The organism is Klebsiella sp. GB_Kp047 (assembly GCF_040065235.1).
Lineage (GTDB): Bacteria > Pseudomonadota > Gammaproteobacteria > Enterobacterales > Enterobacteriaceae > Klebsiella > Klebsiella quasipneumoniae.
The window spans coordinates 1-23388 of record NZ_JBEAJG010000035.1 but is presented as its reverse complement, the minus strand read 5'-3'; the positions used below and the strand labels follow the sequence as shown (position 1 = coordinate 23388).

The 23388-nt window shown below is 60.7% G+C and carries 25 protein-coding genes; 9 read left to right on the top strand and 16 right to left on the bottom strand.

Features of this window, described 5'->3' with window-relative positions:
• Positions 1–33 precede the first annotated feature (33 nt).
• The gene (locus tag ABLV76_RS15755; protein ID WP_224052236.1) at positions 34–165 is read right to left on the bottom strand and encodes a peptidase; all 132 of its coding nucleotides are present in this window, start codon (positions 163–165) and stop codon (positions 34–36) included.
• On the opposite strand from ABLV76_RS15755, the gene nlpD reads away from it, so the two are divergent.
• Together nlpD and rpoS are read left to right on the top strand one after the other, a co-directional pair.
• Positions 107–1186 (top strand): murein hydrolase activator NlpD, encoded by a 1080-nt coding sequence (gene nlpD / locus ABLV76_RS15750; protein ID WP_224052234.1) that lies wholly within the window; start codon positions 107–109, stop codon positions 1184–1186. The genes ABLV76_RS15755 and nlpD overlap by 59 nt on opposite strands.
• Before the next feature lie 158 nt (positions 1187–1344).
• Complete coding sequence (gene rpoS, locus ABLV76_RS15745) at positions 1345–2337, top strand: RNA polymerase sigma factor RpoS (protein WP_002915106.1); 993 nt, start codon at positions 1345–1347, stop codon at positions 2335–2337.
• 52 nt (positions 2338–2389) lie between these two features.
• Here the strand turns inward: rpoS and ABLV76_RS15740 are convergent, their stop codons facing one another.
• Entirely contained in the window at positions 2390–2767 is a 378-nt protein-coding gene (locus ABLV76_RS15740; protein ID WP_017899177.1) for a hypothetical protein, read from the bottom strand.
• On the bottom strand, positions 2764–3966 hold the full coding sequence (locus tag ABLV76_RS15735; RefSeq protein WP_094311388.1) for an MFS transporter: 1203 nt from the start codon (positions 3964–3966) through the stop codon (positions 2764–2766). The genes ABLV76_RS15740 and ABLV76_RS15735 overlap by 4 nt, the downstream gene beginning before the upstream one ends.
• Before the next feature lie 108 nt (positions 3967–4074).
• On the opposite strand from ABLV76_RS15735, the gene ABLV76_RS15730 reads away from it, so the two are divergent.
• Positions 4075–4962: a LysR substrate-binding domain-containing protein gene (locus ABLV76_RS15730; RefSeq protein ID WP_348878377.1), complete on the top strand. Its 888-nt coding sequence runs from the start codon at positions 4075–4077 to the stop codon at positions 4960–4962.
• An 8-nt stretch (positions 4963–4970) separates the two neighbouring features.
• On the opposite strand, the gene ABLV76_RS15725 is transcribed toward ABLV76_RS15730, so the two are convergent.
• Complete coding sequence (locus ABLV76_RS15725) at positions 4971–5378, bottom strand: MarR family transcriptional regulator (RefSeq protein WP_004205611.1); 408 nt, start codon at positions 5376–5378, stop codon at positions 4971–4973.
• A gap of 172 nt (positions 5379–5550) precedes the next feature.
• Here ABLV76_RS15725 and ABLV76_RS15720 point away from each other — a divergent pair, with 172 nt between their 5' ends.
• The 4 genes from ABLV76_RS15720 to ABLV76_RS15705 all read left to right on the top strand — a co-directional run bounded on the left by ABLV76_RS15720 (position 5551) and on the right by ABLV76_RS15705 (position 8309).
• On the top strand, positions 5551–6144 hold the full coding sequence (locus ABLV76_RS15720; RefSeq protein WP_002915099.1) for a non-oxidative hydroxyarylic acid decarboxylases subunit B: 594 nt from the start codon (positions 5551–5553) through the stop codon (positions 6142–6144).
• Positions 6144–7571, top strand: a complete 1428-nt coding sequence (locus tag ABLV76_RS15715; RefSeq protein ID WP_004205612.1) for a non-oxidative hydroxyarylic acid decarboxylases subunit C — start codon at positions 6144–6146, stop codon at positions 7569–7571. Before ABLV76_RS15720 ends, ABLV76_RS15715 begins: the two co-directional genes overlap by 1 nt.
• 10 nt (positions 7572–7581) lie before the next feature.
• Positions 7582–7818 (top strand): non-oxidative hydroxyarylic acid decarboxylases subunit D, encoded by a 237-nt coding sequence (locus tag ABLV76_RS15710; protein WP_002915098.1) that lies wholly within the window; start codon positions 7582–7584, stop codon positions 7816–7818.
• Between the two features lie 338 nt (positions 7819–8156).
• Positions 8157–8309 (top strand): Hok/Gef family protein, encoded by a 153-nt coding sequence (locus ABLV76_RS15705; RefSeq protein WP_032417706.1) that lies wholly within the window; start codon positions 8157–8159, stop codon positions 8307–8309.
• Between the two features lie 127 nt (positions 8310–8436).
• On the opposite strand, the gene mutS is transcribed toward ABLV76_RS15705, so the two are convergent.
• The 6 genes from mutS to ABLV76_RS15675 all read right to left on the bottom strand — a co-directional run bounded on the left by mutS (position 8437) and on the right by ABLV76_RS15675 (position 17199).
• Positions 8437–10998 carry a DNA mismatch repair protein MutS gene (mutS, locus tag ABLV76_RS15700; RefSeq protein ID WP_348878376.1) on the bottom strand — a complete coding sequence of 854 codons (2562 nt, stop codon included), beginning with the start codon at positions 10996–10998 and terminating at the stop codon, positions 8437–8439.
• Positions 10999–11151: 153 nt separating this feature from the next.
• Complete coding sequence (locus ABLV76_RS15695) at positions 11152–11931, bottom strand: heme ABC transporter ATP-binding protein (protein WP_323108694.1); 780 nt, start codon at positions 11929–11931, stop codon at positions 11152–11154.
• Positions 11924–12919: an iron ABC transporter permease gene (locus ABLV76_RS15690; RefSeq protein WP_064150781.1), complete on the bottom strand. Its 996-nt coding sequence runs from the start codon at positions 12917–12919 to the stop codon at positions 11924–11926. The genes ABLV76_RS15695 and ABLV76_RS15690 overlap by 8 nt, the downstream gene beginning before the upstream one ends.
• A complete protein-coding gene (locus tag ABLV76_RS15685; protein ID WP_043520732.1) occupies positions 12919–13737 on the bottom strand; it encodes an ABC transporter substrate-binding protein in 819 nt (272 codons plus the stop codon). The genes ABLV76_RS15690 and ABLV76_RS15685 overlap by 1 nt, the downstream gene beginning before the upstream one ends.
• Entirely contained in the window at positions 13734–14765 is a 1032-nt protein-coding gene (locus ABLV76_RS15680) for a ChuX/HutX family heme-like substrate-binding protein (protein WP_323108691.1), read from the bottom strand. Before ABLV76_RS15680 ends, ABLV76_RS15685 begins: the two co-directional genes overlap by 4 nt.
• A gap of 70 nt (positions 14766–14835) precedes the next feature.
• On the bottom strand, positions 14836–17199 hold the full coding sequence (locus ABLV76_RS15675; RefSeq protein ID WP_017899164.1) for a TonB-dependent receptor: 2364 nt from the start codon (positions 17197–17199) through the stop codon (positions 14836–14838).
• A 215-nt stretch (positions 17200–17414) separates the two neighbouring features.
• On the opposite strand from ABLV76_RS15675, the gene ABLV76_RS15670 reads away from it, so the two are divergent.
• Positions 17415–17708: a SelT/SelW/SelH family protein gene (locus tag ABLV76_RS15670; RefSeq protein ID WP_004205627.1), complete on the top strand. Its 294-nt coding sequence runs from the start codon at positions 17415–17417 to the stop codon at positions 17706–17708.
• A 77-nt stretch (positions 17709–17785) separates the two neighbouring features.
• Positions 17786–18127, top strand: coding sequence for a nitrous oxide-stimulated promoter family protein (locus tag ABLV76_RS15665; RefSeq protein ID WP_017899162.1), 342 nt, complete (start codon positions 17786–17788; stop codon positions 18125–18127).
• A 69-nt stretch (positions 18128–18196) separates the two neighbouring features.
• Here ABLV76_RS15665 and ABLV76_RS15660 read toward each other — a convergent pair whose 3' ends face one another.
• From ABLV76_RS15660 to ABLV76_RS15635, 6 genes are all read right to left on the bottom strand, one after another.
• Positions 18197–19051, bottom strand: a complete 855-nt coding sequence (locus tag ABLV76_RS15660; protein WP_023319001.1) for a metal ABC transporter permease — start codon at positions 19049–19051, stop codon at positions 18197–18199.
• Positions 19045–19893 carry an iron/manganese ABC transporter permease subunit SitC gene (gene sitC, locus ABLV76_RS15655; protein ID WP_023319000.1) on the bottom strand — a complete coding sequence of 283 codons (849 nt, stop codon included), beginning with the start codon at positions 19891–19893 and terminating at the stop codon, positions 19045–19047. Before sitC ends, ABLV76_RS15660 begins: the two co-directional genes overlap by 7 nt.
• Entirely contained in the window at positions 19890–20711 is an 822-nt protein-coding gene (locus tag ABLV76_RS15650) for a manganese/iron ABC transporter ATP-binding protein (protein WP_023318999.1), read from the bottom strand. Before ABLV76_RS15650 ends, sitC begins: the two co-directional genes overlap by 4 nt.
• A complete protein-coding gene (locus ABLV76_RS15645) occupies positions 20708–21625 on the bottom strand; it encodes a metal ABC transporter substrate-binding protein (RefSeq protein ID WP_032456514.1) in 918 nt (305 codons plus the stop codon). Before ABLV76_RS15645 ends, ABLV76_RS15650 begins: the two co-directional genes overlap by 4 nt.
• Positions 21626–21806: 181 nt before the next feature.
• Positions 21807–22769: a LacI family DNA-binding transcriptional regulator gene (locus ABLV76_RS15640; protein ID WP_032456513.1), complete on the bottom strand. Its 963-nt coding sequence runs from the start codon at positions 22767–22769 to the stop codon at positions 21807–21809.
• A gap of 56 nt (positions 22770–22825) precedes the next feature.
• A partial coding sequence (locus ABLV76_RS15635) for an ROK family protein (protein ID WP_348878375.1) occupies positions 22826–23388 on the bottom strand: 563 nt, incomplete at its 5' end.

Genomic DNA, 23388 nt, shown 5'->3' with positions numbered 1-23388 from the left:
CCGGGCGTCGCCCGGTAAGCAAGATATTGGCAGTTAACATATTCCTGGGGGATAAATGAGCGCGGGAAGCACCAAATTTACCGTCAGCCGTATTGCGGCTCTTTCACTGGTTTCACTCTGGCTGGCCGGATGTACCAACACCAATAATCCGCCTGCGCCGGTCAGCTCTGCCGGCGGCGCCGCCTCTTCCAGCACCAACTCCGGCATGTTGATTACGCCGCCATCCTCCGGCGTCAAGTCTGCTCCTCAGGCGCAGCCAATCCAGCCGGTACAGACCCAGACCATTCAGCCGCAGCCAATGGCGCAGGAGCCGGTGCAGACGGTGAATGGCAAGATCGTTTACAACCGCAAATATGGCGATATTCCGAAAGGTAGCTATACCGGCGGCAGTACCTATACGGTCAAACGCGGCGACACGCTGTTCTATATCGCCTGGGTCACCGGCAACGATTTCCGTGACCTGGCGCAACGCAACAATGTCCCGGCCCCGTACGCCCTGAACGTCGGCCAGGTGCTGCAGGTCGGCAACGCTTCAGGCCAGCCGATCACCGGTGAAAATGCCGTTTCTCAGGCCAGCGCAAGGGCGAGCGGCGGTGCGACGGCCACCACAACTTCTGCACAAAAATCGACCGCGGTGGTTGCTTCACAACCGACTATTACGTATTCTGAATCCTCAGGTGAACAAAGTGCTACCAAGATGTTGCCTAATAATAAACCAGCGACCACGACCTCGACGGTCGTCGCGCCGGTGACGGCACCAACAACGGTGAGCACAACCCAGCCGACTGCAAGCAGTACGTCAACCAGTTCGCCGATCTCATCATGGCGCTGGCCGACTGATGGCAAAGTTATCGAGAACTTTAGTGGCGCGGAAGGCGGCAATAAAGGTATCGACATTGCAGGCAGTAAGGGACAGGCTATTGTCGCGACCGCCGATGGGCGCGTCGTCTATGCCGGTAACGCACTGCGCGGCTACGGTAATCTTATTATCATCAAACACAACGATGATTACCTGAGTGCCTACGCTCATAACGATACCATGCTGGTTCGGGAGCAACAGGAAGTCAAAGCGGGGCAGAAAATCGCTACCATGGGTAGCACCGGAACCAGCTCAACAAGATTACATTTTGAAATTCGTTACAAGGGGAAATCCGTCAACCCGCTGCAGTACTTACCGCAGCGATAATTTGGCAAAGTACGGATAAGCGAAGCATTAGCTAACAGGCGCCAGGGCGGTGTCTATGCGCCTCTCGCAGAGAGGAGTAGGGGAAATCGTCCTGGCGTCTTTTGTTGATGCACCGTGGAAGGTGCTTTGCTCAGGGATCACGGGTAGGAGCCACCTTTATGAGTCAGAATACGCTGAAAGTTCATGATTTAAATGAAGACGCGGAATTTGATGAGAACGGAATTGAGGTTTTCGACGAGAAGGCCTTAGTAGAAGAGGAACCCAGTGATAGCGATCTGGCTGAGGAAGAGCTGCTGTCGCAAGGCGCAACGCAACGCGTGCTTGACGCCACTCAGCTTTATCTTGGAGAGATTGGTTATTCCCCACTGCTGACCGCGGAAGAGGAAGTCTATTTCGCGCGTCGCGCACTGCGTGGTGATGTCGCTTCACGCCGTCGCATGATTGAAAGCAACCTGCGTCTGGTGGTGAAGATTGCCCGTCGTTACAGCAATCGTGGTCTGGCGCTGCTGGATCTGATTGAAGAAGGTAACCTCGGCCTGATCCGCGCCGTTGAGAAGTTTGACCCGGAACGTGGGTTCCGTTTTTCGACCTATGCGACCTGGTGGATCCGCCAGACCATTGAACGGGCGATCATGAACCAAACCCGTACGATCCGTTTGCCGATCCACATTGTCAAAGAGCTGAACGTCTATCTGCGTACCGCGCGCGAGTTGTCCCATAAGCTGGACCACGAGCCGAGCGCGGAAGAGATTGCCGAACAGCTGGACAAACCGGTCGATGACGTCAGCCGTATGCTGCGTCTGAACGAGCGCATCACCTCGGTGGATACCCCGCTGGGTGGCGATTCAGAAAAAGCGCTGCTGGATATTCTGGCCGATGAGAAAGAGAACGGCCCGGAAGACACCACGCAGGACGATGATATGAAACAAAGCATCGTTAAATGGCTGTTCGAACTGAACGCCAAGCAGCGTGAGGTTCTGGCGCGTCGTTTCGGTCTGCTGGGTTATGAAGCCGCCACCCTGGAAGATGTGGGCCGTGAAATTGGCCTCACCCGCGAGCGTGTGCGTCAGATCCAGGTGGAAGGTCTGCGTCGTCTGCGGGAAATTCTGCAGGGGCAAGGACTGAATATCGAAGCGCTCTTCCGCGAATAAGATCTTTTCTCTCAAAAAGGCCCCCTCGAAAGTCGGGGCCTTTTTCTTTGCGCTAGCCGCGGCGGGTTTCCTGCAGATGGCGCCAGACAATTTTCCCTTCCGCTTGCTGAAAAATCGCCGTCGACCAGCGTACGTTCTCACTGCCATCCGCCAGCGTTTGGCGTTCACGGTATAGCACGGCGGCGCCGTCGTGCCACTCGCTGATGATTTTCGTCTGATCCACCACGATGTGTAATCCCGGACGGCTTGCGCCCGCCTGGTGGAAAAAACGGCTCACCGTCGGGTAGTCCATCTTCTCGCCGCTCAGAGGGATCATAGTGAATTCGGCGGCAAAACGGCTCATCAGCGCCTCAGCGCTCCCTTCCCCCTGGCTTAACCAGCGTTCGATAAGGACATGGGCGTCGAGGACTTCCTGCAGATACGGGTTCATGACTTCTCCAGAGTGGTGTGCAGGCGATGGATAATCGCCCGATTATTCAGCCGCAGGCAACACAGCAGCGGCAACAGGGTTATGGCGGCGGCGCAGCTAAACGCGCCTTGCCAGGCGTAGGCCGGCGGGAATATCCTCAGTAGCAGAGCGAGCAGCGCGCTGCCGGCAAAGAAGCTGAGCTGGCGGTTAAGGTTCCACAGCGCGCTGGCGTCAGGCATCTCTTCGCCAGGCGTATGCAGGAAAGCGCTGCTTTGCGCGGTGCTGCTGCATAAGCTGCCTCCGCCGCCCATCAGCGTAAAGGCCAGAATCAACAGCGCCAGCGGGCTGTGCGCATCGACCTGCAGCAGCAGCAGGATCCCTGCCGCCTGAAGCAGGCAGCCGACTATCACCAGAGGCCGCGGTCCGAAGCGGTTGAAATACCTGCCGGTAAAGGTGATGGCGACAAACGAGGCCAGCGACCAGGGCACCATCAGGGCGCCAATGGCCCCCGGTGCTATCCCGGTGACGCGTTGCAGGTAGAACATTCCCACGACGTTGACGCCAATAAACATTCCCGGTACGCAGAGATAAATAAGCATGGCGAAGCGCAGGAGAGGATCGGCCAGCAACGACAGCGGGAGCAAGCGGGCCGGCCGGACAGGGGCGGAGGTGTCGTTCAGCCATCGCGCCGCCAGCATAAAGGTAAGCAGGGCGACAGGCAGGCTGGCGAAAAAGACCCAGCGCCAGCTGAAGGCCTGGACTAGCAGACCGCCGATCGCCGGCGAGCAGGCGGGCGCCAGCAGGCCGACCAGCATCACCGCCGCCGATAGCTTCGCCCGCTCCTGCGGCTGAAACAGCGGCCAGGTCAGCGCCTGACCGAGGGGGATTAGCAACCCGCCGCCCATCCCCTGCAACGTCCGCCAGAAAATCAGCGCACCCAGGCTGTGGGCCAGCCCTGATGCCAGCGCGCCGAGGCTGAACAGCCCCAGCGAGAGTAAAAACAGCCGTTTTGGTCCACAGCGCTGGCTGAGCCAGGCGCTGAACGGCACGACGACCGTCAGGCCAAGAATATAGGCATTGCTGACCCACGCCAGCTGCGAGACGGATACCGCCAGCGCGTGGCTGATAGCCGGGAAGGCGATGCTGGCGATAAACATATTGATTAAGTCGAGAAAAAAGCCGAACAGAAAAACGGTGGCAACGCGGTGGCGATAGGTCATGATTCACTCCCTCAGACAGGCGGCTACTGTAAACCCGGCGCCACGGGGGATAAACGGGGTGAATCGGGATATACTGTCTGAATATTTTTGACAATCATCCGGACGACGATGCTAAACCTTCAGCGCGTGACCATGTTTATCGCCGTGGTGGACGCCGGCAGCTTCACCCAGGCCGCCGCGGCGCTGGGGCAGACCAAAGCGGTGGTCAGCTTTAACGTAAGGCAACTGGAAAATGAGCTGGGGGTGACCCTGCTGCTGCGTTCGACGCGCCGTCTGCGGCTCACTGACGCCGGGGCGCTGTTCTATCAGCGTGGGGTGGCGCTGCTGAAAGCGGCGGAAAATCTGCAGGATGAGGTTCGGGCCAGCCATAGCGGTTTAAGCGGAGAGCTGCGGATCACCACCACGCCGGAGTATGGCGCACAGGTTATCATCCCGGCGCTGGCGGCGTTTTCCCGTCATCATCCGGCGTTACGGGTGCGGCACGTCTCGTCCTCCCATCATGCGGATCTTATCTCCGAACGATTTGACGTGGCGATACGCCTCGGCACGTTGGCCGATTCCCGCTACCGGGCGACGCGGATTGCCAGTTTTGCGATCCTGCCCGTCGCCTCACCGGCCTGGCTGGCAAGCCATCCGCTGCAGACGCTGTCCGATCTGGCGCAAGCTGACTGGATTATTCACGAGCGTCTGCCGGCGCCGCTGCGCTGGCAGCTGCGAACGGATGAACAGGCAGAGGTGGGTTTTACGATAGTCAACGCGCCACGGTTTTCAGCCGACAGCGCCACGGCGCTGATGAGCTTTGCTCTGGCCGGATGCGGCGTCGCTTTGCTGCCTGCCTGGCTGGTGGCCGGGAAACTGGCGCAGCGGGAGCTGGTGGCTGTCCTGCCGGAATACCATTTCCCGCCGCAGGGCGTGTATGCCCTTTATCCCGATGCGCAGCATATGCCGACCCGGGTGCGGGCGTTTATCGACTTTCTGCGTGAGCAGCTCGACTAGGCGCTTGCTCAGGGAACCATCATCTTACGCACCAGCCGGGAGAACTGCTCGCGTTCATCATCGCTCAGGCGGCCGAGAAACTCGTCATCGACCTCATTGCCTTGCGGAATGGAACGGTTAAGCAGCGCCTCGCCTTCGTCGGTCAGAAAGACAAAACGGCGGCGTTTATCGGCCGGATCGTGCTCCCGGCGCACCAGGCCGCGCGCTTCCATCCGGCTGAGCATCTCCGCCAGCGTGGCCTTAGTACTGACCGCCGCTTCAATCAGCACCACCTGTTCGATCCCCGGCTGCTCGGCAACCGAGCGCATCACCGCATACTGAGGCTTAGTCAGGTCCGGTAACGCCTGCTGCCAGCGGGCGGTATGTTGTTGAAAAAGCTGGCGCAGCAGGTGGAATGCTTCGTTTCGTAACTCCATGAATACTCCGTAACAAAACTGTCACCTCTATGATAGCCGTTTGTACGCCTTTTTATACCTTTTCCCTGTTTGATTAAAAATGCGCACGTATACGAACGATCTTGTCATTTGGCTCAGGAGGGGGTAATTTAAGCACAAAGTTCGTATACGAACAAAATGAATGAGGTGTGGAATGAAACTGATTATTGGGATGACGGGGGCCACCGGGGCTCCGCTTGGGGTGGCATTGCTGCAGGCGCTGCGCGATATGCCGGAGGTGGAAACCCATCTGGTGATGTCGAAATGGGCCAAAACCACCATCGAGCTGGAAACGCCGTGGACGGCACGGGAAGTGGCCGCGTTGGCGGACTTTTCCCACAGCCCGGCCGACCAGGCCGCCACCATCTCATCAGGTTCATTTCGCACCGACGGCATGATCGTTATTCCCTGCAGTATGAAGACGCTGGCGGGCATTCGCGCGGGCTATGCCGAAGGGCTGGTGGGCCGCGCGGCGGACGTGGTGCTTAAAGAGGGGCGCAAGCTGGTGCTGGTCCCGCGGGAAATGCCGCTCAGCACGATCCATCTGGAGAACATGCTGGCGCTGTCCCGGATGGGCGTGGCGATGGTGCCGCCGATGCCGGCTTACTACAACCACCCGGAAACGGTTGACGATATCACCAACCATATTGTGACCCGGGTGTTGGATCAGTTTGGCCTCGACTACCACAAGGCGCGCCGCTGGAACGGCTTGCGTACGGCAGAACAATTTGCACAGGAGATCGAATAATGGCTTTTGATGATTTGCGCAGCTTTTTGCAGGCACTGGATGACCAGGGACAACTGCTGAAAATCAGTGAAGAGGTGAACGCTGAGCCAGACCTGGCGGCGGCGGCCAATGCCACCGGACGCATCGGCGACGGCGCCCCGGCGCTGTGGTTCGATAATATTCGCGGCTTTACCGACGCCCGGGTGACGATGAACACCATCGGCTCGTGGCAGAACCATGCCATCTCGCTGGGCCTGCCGCCCAACACGCCGGTGAAAAAGCAGATTGATGAATTCATCCGCCGTTGGGATAACTTCCCGGTGACGCCAGAGCGCCGCGCCAACCCGGCATGGGCGGAAAACACCGTGGATGGCGACGATATCAACCTGTTCGATATTCTGCCGCTGTTCCGCCTCAACGATGGCGACGGTGGCTTCTACCTCGACAAAGCCTGCGTCGTTTCGCGCGATCCGCTTGACCCTGACAACTTCGGTAAGCAAAACGTCGGTATCTACCGTATGGAAGTGAAAGGCAAGCGCAAGCTCGGCCTGCAGCCGGTGCCGATGCACGATATCGCCCTGCATCTGCATAAGGCGGAAGAGCGCGGGGAAGACCTGCCGATCGCCATTACCCTCGGTAACGACCCGATTATCACCCTGATGGGCGCCACGCCGCTGAAATACGATCAGTCAGAATATGAAATGGCCGGCGCGCTGCGCGAGAGCCCATATCCCATCGCCACCGCGCCGCTGACCGGCTTTGACGTGCCCTGGGGTTCGGAAGTGATCCTCGAAGGGGTGATTGAAGGCCGCAAGCGTGAGATAGAGGGGCCGTTCGGTGAGTTTACCGGCCACTACTCCGGCGGTCGTAACATGACGGTAGTGCGCATCGACAAAGTCTCGTATCGCAGCAAACCGATTTTTGAATCGCTCTATCTCGGTATGCCATGGACCGAAATCGACTATCTGATGGGCCCGGCCACCTGCGTGCCGCTGTATCAGCAGCTGAAGGCAGAGTTTCCGGAAGTGCAGGCGGTCAACGCCATGTACACCCACGGTCTGCTGGCGATCATCTCCACCAAAAAACGCTACGGCGGCTTTGCCCGCGCGGTGGGACTGCGGGCGATGACCACTCCCCACGGCCTCGGCTATGTGAAGATGGTGATTATGGTTGATGAAGACGTCGACCCGTTCAATCTGCCGCAGGTGATGTGGGCGCTCTCCTCTAAGGTTAACCCGGCGGGAGACCTGGTGCAGTTGCCGAACATGTCGGTCCTTGAACTTGACCCAGGCTCCAGCCCAGCGGGCATCACCGACAAACTCATTATCGACGCCACCACCCCGGTTGCGCCGGACCTACGCGGCCACTACAGCCAGCCGGTGCAGGATCTGCCGGAAACCAAAGCCTGGGCTGAAAAACTGACCGCCATGCTGGCCAACCGTAAATAAGGAGAAGAAGATGATTTGTCCACGTTGCGCCGATGAAAAGATTGAAGTCATGGCAACATCGCCGGTGAAAGGGGTCTGGACTGTGTATCAGTGCCAGCACTGCCTTTATACCTGGCGGGATACCGAGCCGCTGCGCCGCACCAGCCGCGAGCACTATCCGGAAGCGTTCCGGATGACGCAGAAAGATATTGATGAGGCGCCGCAGGTGCCGCACGTACCGCCGCTATTGCCGGAAGATAAGCGTTAATGAAAAGGGCCCGCTAAGTCGGGCCTTTTTTATATTTAGTACAATTATGAAAGCTATTTTTTCATTAAATTAAATAATTACGTGAAGGGTTAATATACTGGGATGACTTTGCGAGTCGGCTTCCAGATTATTATAAAATCCGTGTGATTAATTCCTTGCAGATAAATTTCACACCCTGACGAGTATAGAATAGCGGCGGGTGCTTGAGGCTGTCTGGCCTTGAGCATTACCAGGACCCCAGACAGACGAAAGCCCCAGGAGATATTTCTATCAACTGAGGCTAGCGAATGAACATCGACAATTCAGATGTTAGTCTCTTCTTTGCAGGGAGGCAAGATATGCTGACGAAATATGCCCTTGTGGCAATTATCGTACTCTGTATTACGGTACTGGGATTTACGCTGTTGGCGCACAGCTCACTATGCGAGCTGAGTATTAAAGAGCGTAATATTGAGTTTAAAGCTGTTCTCGCTTACGAATCGAAGAAGTAGCATCCGCGCGGGGGCAACCCCGCGTATCGGTTGTCAGGACGCATCCTCTTGCACCCATTTTTAGTTTGTTAAAACGGCAGCGCTGAGCGGCGCTGCCGTTTTTGACCTTAATAGGGCGATTGGGGTGCTAGACCAGACTTTTCAGACGATAAATCCACTCCAGCGCCTGACGCGGGGTCAGGGAGTCCGGATCAAGATTCTCCAGCGCCTCAACCGCAGGCGAGGTCTCTTCCGGGGCGGCGAGCAGCGACATCTGCGTGCCGTCGACCTGGGTCGCCGCCGCGTTGGGCGAAATACTCTCCAGCTCGCGCAGTTTCTGCCGCGCGCGCTTGATCACCTCTTTCGGCACCCCGGCCAGCGCGGCGACCGCCAGGCCGTAGCTCTTGCTGGCCGCGCCATCCTGCACGCTGTGCATAAAGGCGATGGTGTCGCCATGCTCCAGCGCGTCGAGATGGACGTTGGCGACGCCTTCCATTTTCTCCGGCAGCTGAGTGAGCTCGAAGTAGTGGGTGGCGAACAGCGTCAGCGCCTTGATTTTGTTGGCGAGATTTTCCGCACAGGCCCATGCCAGCGACAGACCGTCGTAGGTGGACGTGCCGCGGCCAATCTCATCCATCAGTACCAGGCTGTGTTCGGTGGCGTTGTGCAGAATATTGGCGGTTTCGGTCATCTCCACCATAAAGGTCGAGCGGCCGCTGGCAAGGTCATCCGCCGCGCCGACGCGGGTAAAGATGCGATCGATCGGCCCGATCTCCACCTTCTGCGCCGGGACGTAGCTGCCGATATAGGCCAGCAGCGCAATCAGCGCGGTCTGGCGCATATAGGTACTTTTACCGCCCATGTTCGGCCCGGTGATGATCAGCATTCGCCGCTGCGGCGCCAGCTGCAGCGGGTTGGCGATAAACGGCTCTTTCAGCACCTGCTCGACCACCGGATGGCGGCCTTCGCTGATGCGAATGCCCGGCTTATCGCTAAAGGTCGGGCAGCAGTAGTTCAGGGTTTCCGCGCGTTCCGCCAGGTTGACCAGCACGTCCAGCTCGGCCAGCGCGCTGGCGCTCGCCTGCAGGTCGGCAAGGTGCGGCAGCAGCAGGTCGAACAGTTCGTCATAAAGCTGTTTTTCCAGCGCCAGCGCCTTGCCCTTGGAGGTCAGCACCTTATCTTCGTATTCCTTCAGCTCAGGAATAATGTAGCGTTCGGCGTTTTTCAGCGTCTGGCGACGCACGTAGTGGATCGGCGCCAGGTGGCTCTGGCCGCGGCTGATCTGGATATAGTAGCCGTGGACGGCGTTGTAGCCGACCTTCAGGGTATCGAGGCCCAGCCGCTCGCGCTCGCGGATCTCCAGCTTATCGAGATAATCAGTGGCGCCATCGGCCAGCGCCCGCCACTCGTCCAGCTCTTCGCTGTAGCCCGGGGCGATAACCCCGCCGTCGCGGACCAGCACCGGCGGGGCGTCGATCACCGCGCGCTCCAGCAGTTCGCGCAGTTCGCTAAACTCGCCCATTTTCTCACGCAATTTTTGCACCGGCTGACTGTCAACGTCGGTCAGCTGCTCGCGCAGCAGAGGCAACTGCTGCAGGGCATGACGCATGCGGGCTAAATCGCGTGGACGGGCGGTACGCAGCGCCAGACGCGCCAGAATACGTTCCAGATCGCCGACCTGGCGCAGTACCGGCTGCAGCTCGGTATAGCGCTCCTGCAGCGCGCCGATGGTCTGCTGGCGCTCCATCAGCACGGCGGTATCGCGGACCGGCATATGCAGCCAGCGCTTGAGCATCCGGCTGCCCATCGGCGTCACCGTGCAGTCGAGCACCGAGGCCAGCGTGTTATCGGTGCCGCCGGCGAGATTCTGGGTGATCTCCAGATTACGGCGGGTGGCGGCATCCATAATGATGCTGTCCTGCTGGCGTTCCATGGTGATGGAGCGAATATGCGGTAGCGAGGTGCGCTGGGTGTCTTTGACATACTGCAGCAGGCAGCCGGCGGCGCACAGGCCGCGGGGGGCGTTTTCCACGCCGAAGCCGACCAGATCGCGGGTGCCGAACTGCAGGTTAAGCTGCTGGCGCGCGGTGTCGATTTCAAATTCCCACAGCGGGCGACGGCGCAGACCGCGGCGGCCTTCGATCAGCGACGATTCGGCAAAATCTTCCGCATACAGCAGCTCCGCCGGATTAGTGCGCTGCAGCTCTGCCGCCATGGTTTCGCGGTCGGCCGGTTCGCTCAAGCGGAAGCGGCCGGAGCTGATGTCCAGCGTCGCGTAGCCAAAGCCTTTGCTGTCCTGCCAGATGGCGGCCAGCAGGTTGTCCTGGCGCTCCTGCAGCAGCGCTTCATCGCTGATGGTGCCCGGCGTGACGATACGCACCACTTTACGCTCGACCGGCCCTTTGGTGGTGGCCGGGTCGCCTATCTGCTCGCAAATGGCTACCGACTCGCCCTGATTAACCAGTTTCGCAAGATAGTTTTCCACCGCGTGGTGGGGGATGCCGGCCATGGGAATGGGTTCGCCCGCGGAGGCGCCGCGCTTGGTCAGCGAGATATCGAGCAGCTGCGACGCGCGTTTCGCATCGTCATAAAACAGCTCGTAAAAATCCCCCATCCGGTAAAACAGCAGAATGTCAGGATGTTGCGCCTTCAGCTTGAGATACTGCTGCATCATCGGCGTGTGGGCGTCGAGATTGTCAATTGTGCTCATGGGGTGTTATCCAGATCCCTGATTTGAAATGGCTGCGATTTTGTTGTTTTCGTCGTTATCACATGGATGAGACATGATAACGGAGATGGGCAGGCGAGGGAAACTGACGAACGCGCGCGGCGCGATCCGGATTCCGGTTGCGCCGCGCGGGGGTTACGGCGCCAGATAGACCTGGGGGGCCGCGTTGTCCGGATGCTGGCCGAGGCGGACATCCGCCCCGTACCAGCGATGGATAACTGGCTGCTGGATCACCTCCTGCGGCGTGCCCTGGGCGACCAGATGGCCCTGGTGAAGCAGCAGGATGCGGTCGGCCCACAGGGCGGCGAGGTTAAGGTCATGCAGCACCACGCACACGTGCAGTTGCCCGCCGGCGGTGAGCCGTTTGAGCAAGCGCAGCAGATGCTGTTGATAGTAAAGGTCCAGCGCCGAGGTGGGTTCATCAAGAAACAGCCAGCCCTGCGGCGCGCCGTCGTGCCACAGCTGCGCCAGACAGCGGGCGAGCTGTACCCGCTGCTGCTCGCCGCCGGAGAGGCCGGGATAGCGGCGGCCGGCAAGGTCATCGCAGCCGGTGACGGCCATTACCGCCGCCAGCACCGCCGGGTCCGCGGTCGGACCCCACGGCGAGCGCCCCATGGCGATGACCGTTTCCACCGTCCAGTCAGCCTGCAGGGCCGTGCGCTGCAGCATGACCGCCCGCCGGCGCGCCAGCGCCTCGGGTGACCATTCCTCCAGCGGCGTGCCCGCCAGATGGCGAGTGCCGCTATCCGGAGTCAGGTACCCGGTAAGCAGCCGCAGCAGCGTGGATTTGCCTGCGCCGTTCGGCCCGATAAGCGCCGTCATCTCGCCGCCGCGCAGCGCGACGGAGACGTTGTCGATAATCTGTCGTTTACCAAGGCGAAGTGACAGACCCTGGGCGCAGTATGCATTAGCCATGTCTGGAGTTCTCCCGACGAAAGACCAGCCACAGAAACCAGGGGGCGCCCAGCAGGCTGGTGAGCAGACCGACCGGCATCTCCGCTGGCGCCGCTACGGTGCGGGCCAGGGTATCGGCCAGCAGAAGCAGGATGGCGCCGGCCAGCAGCGAGCCGGGGATCAGCCCGCGATGATCCGGCCCCAGCCACAGGCGCATCAGGTGCGGCACCACCAGGCCGATAAAGCCGATGACTCCGCTGATGGCCACCGCCGCGGCCACCAGCACCGCGCTGCACAGCAGCAGCCAGCGCTGCAGCGCCCGCACGTTGACCCCGAGATAGTGCGCCTCTTCATCGCCGAGCTGCAGCAGATTCAGGCGGGAGGCCATCCACCACACCGCCAGCGCGGCCGGGATGATCAGGGTCGTAGCCACCAGCAGGGTCGGCCACTCGGCCTGGCCCAGGCTGCCCATGCCCCACAGCGACAGCTGGCGCAGCTGGGCGTCGTTGCTCAGCCAGGCCAGCACGCCGACCAGCGCCCCGCACAGCGCGTTGATGGCGATCCCTACCAGCAGCAGGCGCGACAGCGAACCCTCCTCCGCCCGGCTGAGGATAAAAATCACCACCATCACTGCCAGGCTGCCGATAAACGCCGCCAGCATCGGCATATACAGGGCGATCAGCCCCGATGCGGAAAGCGGGAGCACCAGCCAGCAGGCCACCGCCAGCGCGGCGCCGCTGCTGATGCCCAGCAGGCCCGGGTCGGCAAGCGGGTTGCGAAACAGCCCCTGCATCACGCAGCCGGAGAGGGCCAGCGCCGCGCCTACCAGCAGGGCCAGCAGCACCCGCGGCAGACGGATGGTCAGCCAGATGTGGCGCAGCATCTCATCCCCGGCGGGCAGCAGGCTGGCCAGCGGCAAACGCATCGCGCCAAGGGTGGTGGCGAACAGCGTCAGCGAAACCAGCAGTAGCGTCATCATCAGCAAACGGCGGGCGAGGGCAGGGCGCATCAGGGCAGTTGCTCCGCTTTTTCACGCAGCGCGATAATTGCCTGCGGGGTGCGCGGCCCAAAGCCGAGCAGGGCCATGTCGTCGATCGTCAGCAGTTGTTTATGGCGACCCGCCGGGGTCTGCGCCAGGCCGGGCAGGCTCCACAGCCCGGCTTCGCCGCCCATCCCTTTGAGACCATCGGCGGAGATCACCACCAGATCCGCCTGGCTGGCGGCCACTCCCTCCTGCGACATCGCCCGATAGTGGTCGAAGCCCTGCATCGCGTTCTGCAGACCGGCGGCGCGAATGGCGCCATCGGCCGCGGTGTGTTGCCCGGCCACCAGAGTATTCATTCCGCCGTGGCTGAGAATAAACAGCACTCGCCTGGCAATCGGCTGCGTTGGAATGGCGGCGATCTGCTGCTGAAGCTGCTGGCGCAGCGCGTCGCCTGCCGGGGTTTTGCCTAATGCTTCGGCAATGACGGCCACTTTGTTATCGATCGCGGCCAGGTTTTCGCCGCCAGGCACGTTAACCACCTTCACGCCGCTCGCCTGCACCTTGTGTAAGACCAGCGAGGGCTGCGCCTGGGCGCTCGCTAACACCAGCTGCGGACGTAATGCGAGGATCCCCTCAGCGTTCAGCTGCCGCAGGTAGCCGACATCCGGCAGTTTTTGCGCCGCCGGGGGCCAGCTGCTGGTGCTGTCCCGGGCAATCAGGCTCTGTTGCGCGCCAAGGGCATAGACGATCTCAGTGACATCTCCGCCGAGGGTGACGAGCCGCTCCACAGCGGCGTGGCTCAGCAGCGGGAAGGCGATGAGAAGCAGTAACCAGCGCATCATGCGGGCAGTCCTTCGCGAGTCAGACGATCCACCTGCTGGCGCCATTGCACCTGCTCGGGGTGGCCCTCGCTGCGCTGGCCATAGAGCTGGGCAATCTGAGTGCCGTCTTTGGCGAACAGCTCGACGCTGGTGACGTGTCCGTCTGAGGTCGGCTTACGGGTCACCCACACTTCATCGATGCTCTCTTCGCGCAGATGGAGGGTAAAGGTGGGATTGAAGATATTCAGCCAGCCGCGCATCGGCGCCAGCTTTTCCAGGGCGCCGGTGAAAATCTGCACGCAGCCGCGATTGCCGACGAAGATCATGATTTCATTGCCCTCCTGGCGCACCGTCTCCAGTAACGCTGGCAGCGCATGGCGATCAACGCGGCAGGCGAGGTCGTCGCTCACCAGACGGAAGGCCTGCTGGCGGGAAAGCTGATATTTACGCAGCAGACCGAAGAACTGGTGTACGTCGGTCATCGCGCGCCAGTCGTTCTCCAGCGCGGCTCCATCGGCGCTCTCGGCATATTTCACCGGCTCCAGCGGGCGCAGGGTCAGCGGTGCCGGGGCCGCCACCCGATACTCCGCGATCAGGGTGTCCCAGGCCGCCATGTCGGTCTGCGTGGTCGCATAGACTTTCAGCAGGGCGTCACCGTGGTGGTCGAAAAACTGAATGCTCTGGCGACCGTTATCGTTCAGATGGAAGGCGCTGGCCCACTGGCTGAGGAACAGACGCAGGTCGAGCGCGCGCGGGTTGAGTACCAGCCCGGCGTGGCCGCTGAGGTGCTGGTGCGTGAACTGGCCGACCTGCTCATGCACGGCATACTCGTTGCGGCAGATGCATTTGGTTTCACCGACGCGCTCCAGGGCGGCAATCAGCGCCCGGGCGTCATCGCTCAGGCGTACGGTATCGTGGCCGAGGCGGGCGGCGGTCAGTTCGGCTTCGCTGATCCCCATTTCCGCGGCGATATCGCGGGCATATTTCGCGGCGCTGGCCGCTTTGGTGGCCTGGTAGCGCTGCCACAAATCGGGGTGGGCATTGGGCATAATTATATCCTTCTCGATGATCAATATCCCCGGCCGGTGGGCCGGGGCAGGTGAGTGGTTATTCGGGCAATCAGAAGTCGACGTTGACTCCGAGCTGCCAGGTGCGGCCCGGCATCACCGCCAGCGCTTTATCGTTGGCGTCCTGGTTGGTGCCGGTCTCGATATTGCGGCTGCTCAGGTAATCCCAGTATTTACGATCGGTGAGGTTGTAGACCCCGCCATTGAGGCGCACGTTTTTCGCTACCTGCCAGTACGCGGTCCAGTCCAGCATGCCGTAGCCCGGCACGCGCATATAGTCGCTGCTGGCATCGGTGATGGCGGATCCGCTGTTGCTGTAGCTTTCGCGATTGGTGGCGGTCGCCTGTTTCCCTTTGACGAAGGTCGCCGTCAGGGCGGTGCCGTAGCGTTTCGCCGGATCGTCCCACGCCACGCCGACGATGGCTTTCATCGGCGCTACGCTGTCGAGGTCGACGTATTTATCGCCGCTGTAGCTGGATTTCGATTTCCCTTCGCTATAGCCGAGGGCGAGGGTGGCGCTCAGGCCGTCCACCTGCTCATACCAGGTGCCAAAGTTAAATTTAGTGCTGATTTCACCGCCGTAGATATAGGCTTTATCGCGGTTTTCCGCCTGATAAATGGTGTAGATATTCGACGGCACGTTGGTGAACTGGCCCGGATTATTCGCCCGGGTATAGCGGGTATAGGCGATAAAGTTCTTATAGCTGTTGTAGAACAGCGCCGTGCGCAGAGTGATGCCTTCGGTAACTTCCCCCTTCAGTCCCCACTCAAGATTGTCGCTGGTTTCCGTCTTCAGATCGGTATTGCCGATCAGGGCATACTGCTGGCTGCCGGCGTAGCTGGAGCCAAGGTTCCAGGAGCCATACAGCTGGCTGGCGTTGGGGAACTGCGCCCCGCGCTGGTACTGCAGGTAGGTCATCAGACGCGGGGTGAGGTCGTACTGGAAGGTCAACGACGGCAGAACCTGGGTATCGCTGTTTTTACCATACAGCCTGGCCACTGACGATTCGGTCAGCGCGCTGCTGTTGGCGGCGAGGTCGGACAGATTTTCCGGCTTCGTCGATTGATGTACCACACGCACGCCGGGAATAATGGCGAAATTGTGGCTATCGAGATCGAAGTTGATCTTATCCTGAACAAAACCGCCGAGGGTGTAGCTGCGGCTATCCGCCTCCGGCTGCATGATCTCGCTGTAAACGCTGGGGATTGGCGACTGGCTGAACGGCCGCTGGGTTTTGCTGGTGCTGGCGTTAAAGCCGGCGCTCAGATCGTGGCGGCCCAGGGTTTTCGCCAGTGCGGTCTGCAGGCCCCAGGTGTCGGTGTCGTAGTTGGAGTTCACCGTCTGCATTCTGCGGGTGACGCTGTCCGGCATATACGTCCAGTCATGGGCTTCGGTATGCTGGTAATAGATTTTACTGGAGACGCTGTCGAGGTAGTCATTCATCGGCGTCCAGTCATCCTTCAGGCTCAGGCCCCAGCGCCGGGTCTGGCTGGTCTGGTTGGCGGTGCCGATGGTGCTGTTGCCGCTGGAGTCCCAGGTATCGTAGTGGGTGTGGTTGGTTTTATGGTAATAGTCGAAGGTGCTGGTTAGCTTGTGCTCGTCGTTGGGCTGCCAGATCCCGGAGGCCAGAAAGGCATCGGAGTGCCAGTTCGCCGGGTAGGCATCGACGGTGCCGCTGTTATTTTCGGTTTCCTGACCATCGCGGCGGCTGTAGACCAAAATGCCGCGCAGGAACTCATCGCCGCCGGCGACGGTCACCCCGTTGTGCCAGCTGCGATCCGCGGAGTCGTAGCCGCTGCGATAGCCGAAGGCGCTGGTTTTGCCCGGGCGCAGGTAATCATCCGCCGATTTCGGGCGGAAGGAGACATTCCCCCCGATGGCGCTGTTGGCCGTTTCCGTCGAGGTGGCGCCGGACTGGATATCCACGCTGCCGTACATATAGGGGTCGATATAATCGCGGCCGATGCCGAAGGTGTTGAGCCCGGCGCGACCGACGTAGCCGCGGCCGGTGGCGTTGGGCTGGGCGATACCGTCCACGTCGATGCCGACGCGGTTGCTCTCCATACCGCGAATGTTGTAGCCGGTGTAGCCCCCGCGGTCGAAGCCGCTTTTGCCGTTGCCGGAGCCGCCGCTGGCCCCGGTGGCGCTGATGAGCGGCTCATAGCGCATGATTGAGCCGAAATCGTTAGCGCCTTTATCCTCCAGCTCCCGGGCGCTGATGCTGTGCTCGTTACCGGCTTTTTGCGCCGGCGCGGGAGCGGTGACGGTCATTTGTTCCGAGGTGTCATCCACCGCCTCGCCGCCGATGGCGGAAGTGCCTGCTGCGACGGCAGAAGTTTGATAAATTGCTGCAAGCAAAGAGGTCACCAGCAGGCGTTTTTTACACCCTGCTGCTGACGGAGTCGATTTGTACATAGTCGCCACGCCTTGATCGTTATTAGTATCGGCTCACGCGTTACTTCCAGAGTTGCAGGTTGCTCCGTCTTTTCCGTTGCGGATAGGGTCTAACTCCATTTGTTGATTGCGAATGGTAATGATAGGCATTATCGTTTGCAACAAAATATTGATGTATTCCTCATTTAAACTGCACTTTGTTTACACTGTGCCCTTTCAGCCTGAGCGAGATGACGATGAATTCAAAAGCGGCTATCACCATCACCTATTGTTCCCAGTGCAACTGGATGCTGCGCGCCAGCTGGATGGCGCAGGAGCTGTTACACACCTTCAGCACCGATATCGCCTCGGTGACGCTGGTGCCGGGCACCGGCGGGATCTTCACTATCGATATCGACGGCCAGCAGATCTGGGAGCGCAAGCAGGATGGCGGCTTTCCGGATGCGGCAGAGCTGAAACGCCGGGTGCGCGATGTCTGCTTCCCGGAAAAAGCATTGGGGCATGTTGATAAACCCGCTAACCCGACCTGATCGTTAGGAAAGCGGCTGCGTGGCCGGCTTAAAAGGTGTATTATTGATGCATCTTTTTATGGGGAGGGAAATTGACGGTGGGCAAACGCATCGAACGTGAAAAGCAGACGATCGGTCGGATGATTGGGCTTTATCAGCGCCGCTGTCCGGAGGCCCGCGACGACGCCGAACACTATCAGGCGCTGAACGCCTACGCCGATAAGCGCCTTGATAAGTGCGTGTTTGGCGACAATAAACCGGCCTGCAAGCAGTGTCCGGTGCATTGCTACCAGCCGGCGAAGCGCGAAGAGATGAAGCAGATTATGCGCTGGGCCGGGCCGCGAATGCTCTGGCGTCACCCGATCCTGACCCTTCGCCATCTGCTGGATGACAGGCGGCCGGTGCCGCCGCTGCCGGAAAAATACCGACCGAAAAAATAGCGGCCTTCCCCGGCCTGCGCGGCGCGCAGCCGGCGGACAACTCGCGTTTTTTGTAGCCCCGGTAAGGCGTTAGCCGCCGCCGGGGATGGTTGCTGAAGTTTTCTGTTTCCGGCTATCCCGGATCGTGCTTGCCACAAAGGCGACCACAAACAGCGCGGTGAACAGCACCACGATAGTCGGCGCCGGCGCGCTATCGAGATAAAACGCCAGCCACACCCCTCCCGCCGAGCAGCAGACCGCCACTGCCACCGCCAGCAGCAGGGCGTGGATAAAGCGCCGTACCAGCAGGAGCGCGATCGCCCCGGGGGCAATCAGCAGCGAAATCGACAGAATAATCCCTACCGACTGCAGCGTCGCGACGATGGTCAGGGCGATCATGCACAGCAGGCCGTAGTGCAGCAGCCCGCCGCGCAGGCCGCTGGCTTTGGCCTGCGTCGGATCGAAGGCGTGCAGCAAAAAATCCCGCCATTTCAGCCCGATAATCAGCGCTATCACCAGCGCGATAGCCGCCGTTTGTCCAATATCGCTGAGGGAGATCCCCAGCATGTCGCCGAACAGAATATGGTCGAGATGGACGTCGGACTGGATCGCTACGTACAGCACCAGCCCGGCGCCAAACATGCCGGAGAAGACAATTCCCATAATGGTATCGCGTTTGAGGCGGCTGTTATCGTCAAGAAAACCGGTCGTTACGGCGCACAGCAGCCCGGCGATAAACGCGCCGATGGCAAAGGGGATGCCGATAATGTAGGCCAGCACCACGCCGGGAAAGACCGCGTGGCTCATGGCGTCGCCCATCAGCGCCCAGCCTTTAAGCACCAGAAAGACCGACAGCAGCGCGCAGGGCACGGCGACGACCATCGATACCGTTATCGCGTTGACCATAAATGGAAACTGAAACGGAGCCAGGAACAGATTCAGCATGCGGCCTCCCTGGCGCGGCGGCGGTTGGCCAGCAGGCCATGCTTCGGCGCAAAGATAAAGGTGATGAGGAACAGCAGCGTTTGCGCCACCACGATAATGCCGCCGGTGGCGCCGTCGAGATAGTAGCTGAGCCAGGCGCCGAAGAAGCTGGTCAGGCTGCCGATGGCGACGGCGATGGCCAGCAGGCGCGGGAAGCGGTCGGTTAACAGCCAGGCGGTGGCCCCGGGAGTGACCACCAGGCAGATGACCAGAAAGGCGCCGACGGTCTGCAGCGCCGCTACGGTGCAGGCCGCCAGCAGGGTAAAGAACAGCAGCTTCAGGCCGCGGGTGTTTAGACCAATCGAGCGGGCGTGGTTTTCATCGAAGAAGGTCACCATCAGATCTTTCCACTTCAGCAGCAGGATCGCCATCGAGATAAAGCCGATCGCCGCCAGCTGGATAATATCCTCCGGGGCGATGGCCAGAATATTGCCGAGGATAATGGTCTGGATATTCACCGACGTCGGGTTCAGCGACACCATAAACAGCCCGATACCGAAGAAGGAGGAGAAGATCAGGCCGATAATCGCATCCTCTTTTAGCCGCGATCGCTGCTGCAAAAACAGCATACTGCCCGCCGCTAGGCCGCCAGAGAGAAACGCGCCGAGGGCAAACGGCAGGCCGAGCATATAGGCCCCGGCGACGCCGGGCACAATCGAGTGGGAAAGGGCGTCGCCAATCAGCGACCAGCCTTTGAGCATCAGGTAGCAGGAGAGAAAGGCGCAGACGCCGCCCACCAGCGCCGATACCCACATCGCATTGAGCATATAGTGATAGCCAAACGGCTCCAGCAGCCAGCTCATCGTGGTCCTCCCGCCGCGCGCCGGCTGATAAACGGCCGCTCGTCATCGGTGATAATCTGCGCTTCCGCGCCGGTGAGGGCGACGTGGCGCAGCACGCCGCTGAAAGCCCGCTCCAGATTCTCGGCGGTGAAGGTGGTTTCTGTCGGGCCGCTGGCCAGCACGGTGCCTTTTACCATCACCGTATAATCGCAAAACTCACTTACGGACCCGAGGTTATGGGTGGAGACCAGCATGGTGCAGCCCTCATCGCGTAGCTCGCGCAACAGGCTGATGATCCGCGCTTCGGTCTGCACATCGACGCCGGTAAAAGGCTCATCCAGCAGGATCACCTGACCCTGCTGAGCGATGGCGCGGGCAAGGAAGACGCGCTTTTTCTGCCCACCGGAGAGCTCGCCAATTTGCCGATGGCGGTACTCGCTCATGCCCACGCGGGCCAGCGCGGCATCGACGATTTCGCGATCGCGCGGCTTTGCCCGCCGCAGCCAGCCCATATGGCCGTAGCGGCCCATCATCACCACATCCTCCACCAGCACCGGGAAGGACCAGTCCACCTCTTCCGACTGCGGGACATAGGCGACCAGATTCTGGCGCAGCGCGCGATTGACCGGCTGGCCGAGTATGGCGATCTCGCCGTGACCGATGCGCACAAAGCCCATCAGCGCTTTAAACAGCGTGGATTTACCCGAGCCGTTAACCCCCACCAGCGCGGCAATGGCGCCGCGTGGTACGCTGAACGAGGCGTCGCGCAGGGCGGTGTGGCCGTTGCGCCAGGTAACGGTGAGCTGGTCGACATACAGACCCGCTTGCGCTGTATTCATGGCTGTTTCCTCATCCCGTCCTGGATACCGTTGACGATGGTTTCGGTGGTGACGCGCAGCAGGTCGAGCCAGGTCGGCACCGGGCCGTCGGCGGCGCTCAGCGAATCGACATACAGCACGCCGCCGTAGTGGGCGCCGGCTTCGCGCGCCACCTGACGCGCCGGTTTATCGGAGATGGTGCTTTCGCTGAAGATGGTCGGGATCTGTTCTCTCTTCATGGTGTCGATAACCTTGCGCACCTGTTGCGGGGTACCCTGCTGGTCGGCGTTAATCGGCCACAGATACAGTTCGTGCAGGCCATAGTCGCGGGCCAGATAGGAGAAGGCTCCCTCGCTGGTGACCAGCCAGCGCTTATCCTCCGGCAGCTGCGCCAGTCTGGCCTGCAGTGGCGCCATCGTCTGGCGGATCTTCTCTTTGTAGGCCTCGGCGTTGCGGCGATAGGTGTCGGCGTGAGGCGGATCGTATTTCACCAGCGCGTCGCGAATATTATCGACATAGATCAGGGCGTTATCTGCCGACATCCAGGCATGGGGATTGGGCTTCCCGCTATAGGGGCCCGCGCTGATGCCCATCGGCTGGATCCCCTCGCTGACCACCACCTCCGGCACGCCCTGCAAGTGCTGATAAAAGCGGGCAAACCACCGTTCGAGATTGAGACCATTGCTGAGGATCAGCTGCGCCCCCTGCGCGCGTTTGATATCGCCGGGGGTGGGCTGGTAGTCGTGGATCTCCGCGCCCGGTTTGGTGATGGAGCTGACGACGGCGGCATCGCCGGCCACGTTCTGCGCCATATCGGCGATAACCGTGAAGGTGGTGATAACCCTGAATTTCTCCTGCGCCGAGGCCGGCGCCGCGGCCAGCAGGGCCAGCGCGCTGGCCAGCAGCAATGATTTCAGCGGTGTCAGATGCAGCATAGGATCCCTCGCAATGGTGTGGTTAATTTCTCAGCGTTTATAGCCATTGCTATGTTATATAGCACAAGCTATTTATAAATGAAAATAATTCTTATTTGCGTGCGGGGGGATAATAATGAGCCGGGAAACGAAAGCGCGAGAAAGGGGAGGCAAGGTTGGCCCGGCGCGAACCGGGCGGAGATCAAGAGATATCGGCGACCGACTGGCGCGGGATCAGGCGGCCGGCCAGCGAGCGGCCCTCGGCGGTGAACGTTGGCCGGTCGTCTATCAGGCTGCGAATACGCTGAATACAGTTATCCAGCAGCGCCTCCAGTGGCCATGAGATGCAGGTCAGCGGCGGATAGAGCAGCGAGGCGAGGGGGGAATCCTCAAGGCTCAGCAGGGAGACCTCCTGCGGGACGGCGATGGTGAATTCGCGCAGCAGGCGCATTGCTTCAGCCGCGTAGCGGTCGCGTTTAACGATAATGACTGAGTATTTACTGAAGCTGTTAATTAAGGTCAGCAGCGCCTGCTCGACATCATCGTTGGCCGTCAGCACCAGCTGGCGGTTAAAAGGAATGGAGTAGTTCTGCAGGACGTTGCGGTAGCCTTCCAGCATCTGTCGGCTGGCATCGTCGCTATCGCTGTCCACCAGCAGGGCGATGTTGCGGTGTCCCTTGCCAATCACATAGCGGCAGGCGCTTTCGGTGGCGAAGGCGAAGTCATAGCCCTGGCTGTTGCTTCCAGCGACGCCGAAGCGGTCAAAGGCGATAACGTTGCGCGGCGCGTCGGCGGCAACGGCGCCCAGCACCACCACCGCCACGCACTGGCGCTGCAGATCGTCGATCGCCGCCGCCTGCTCTACCGGGTCGCTGACGTACTGGACCAGCAGGCTTTTATTCAGCCCTTTCAGCGCCTGCGAGAGGAGCGGCAACAGACGCGCGCCGAGGCTCTCGTCCTGCGCGGAAATCACCAGGCCAACGTGGCTGGATGTCTGACTGGCGAGGTTTTGTGCGGCAAAGCTCGGGCGATAGTTGAGTTCTTCAACGGCCCGCAGCACAGCTTCCCGGCTCTCTTCGCGCACGCCCCGGGTGCCGGTCAGCACGCGGGAAACCGTCGCTCTTGAGACATTCGCTAATCTTGAAACATCATCAATCGTTGGCATGGCTTTTTCTGTCTGAACATTTTCGCCTAGCTTAACATACCTGCTGAAAAAAGTGTCTACCGAGGCCCGTCCGCGGCGCCGGGCAACCGGGGCAGCCAGGCCGCGCCGCGCACGCCGCTGGCGTCGCCGAAGCGGGCCGGTTTGATCTGCGTGCGGCAGCTGTCGGAGAAGATCCACGGCACGATGGCGGCAGGCAGATCGCGATAGATCTGGCTGACGTTGGACAAACCGCCGCCCAGCACAATCACCTGCGGGTCGAGAATGTTGATCACTGACGCCAGGCTGCGGGCAAAGGCGTCGATAAAATGACGCCAGTGGGCCAGCGCGCGCGGATCGCCGTTTTGCGCTGCGGCGACAATGGCTTCCGCACGCGCTTGTTCCCCGTAGCGGCGGGCGAAGCCGGTGCCGGAAACAAAGCTTTCGATGCAGTTCGTTTTGCCGCAGTAGCAGGGCTGCGGCGGGCCATCGCGCTCAGGAGTATAGCCCGGCAGCGGATTATGTCCCCACTCTCCGGCGATAGCGTTGGGGCCGCTGAGCAGCTGTTGATGAACGGCGATCCCGCCGCCGCAGCCGGTACCGATAATCACCCCGAAGACGGTGGTGGCGCCCGCGCCGGCGC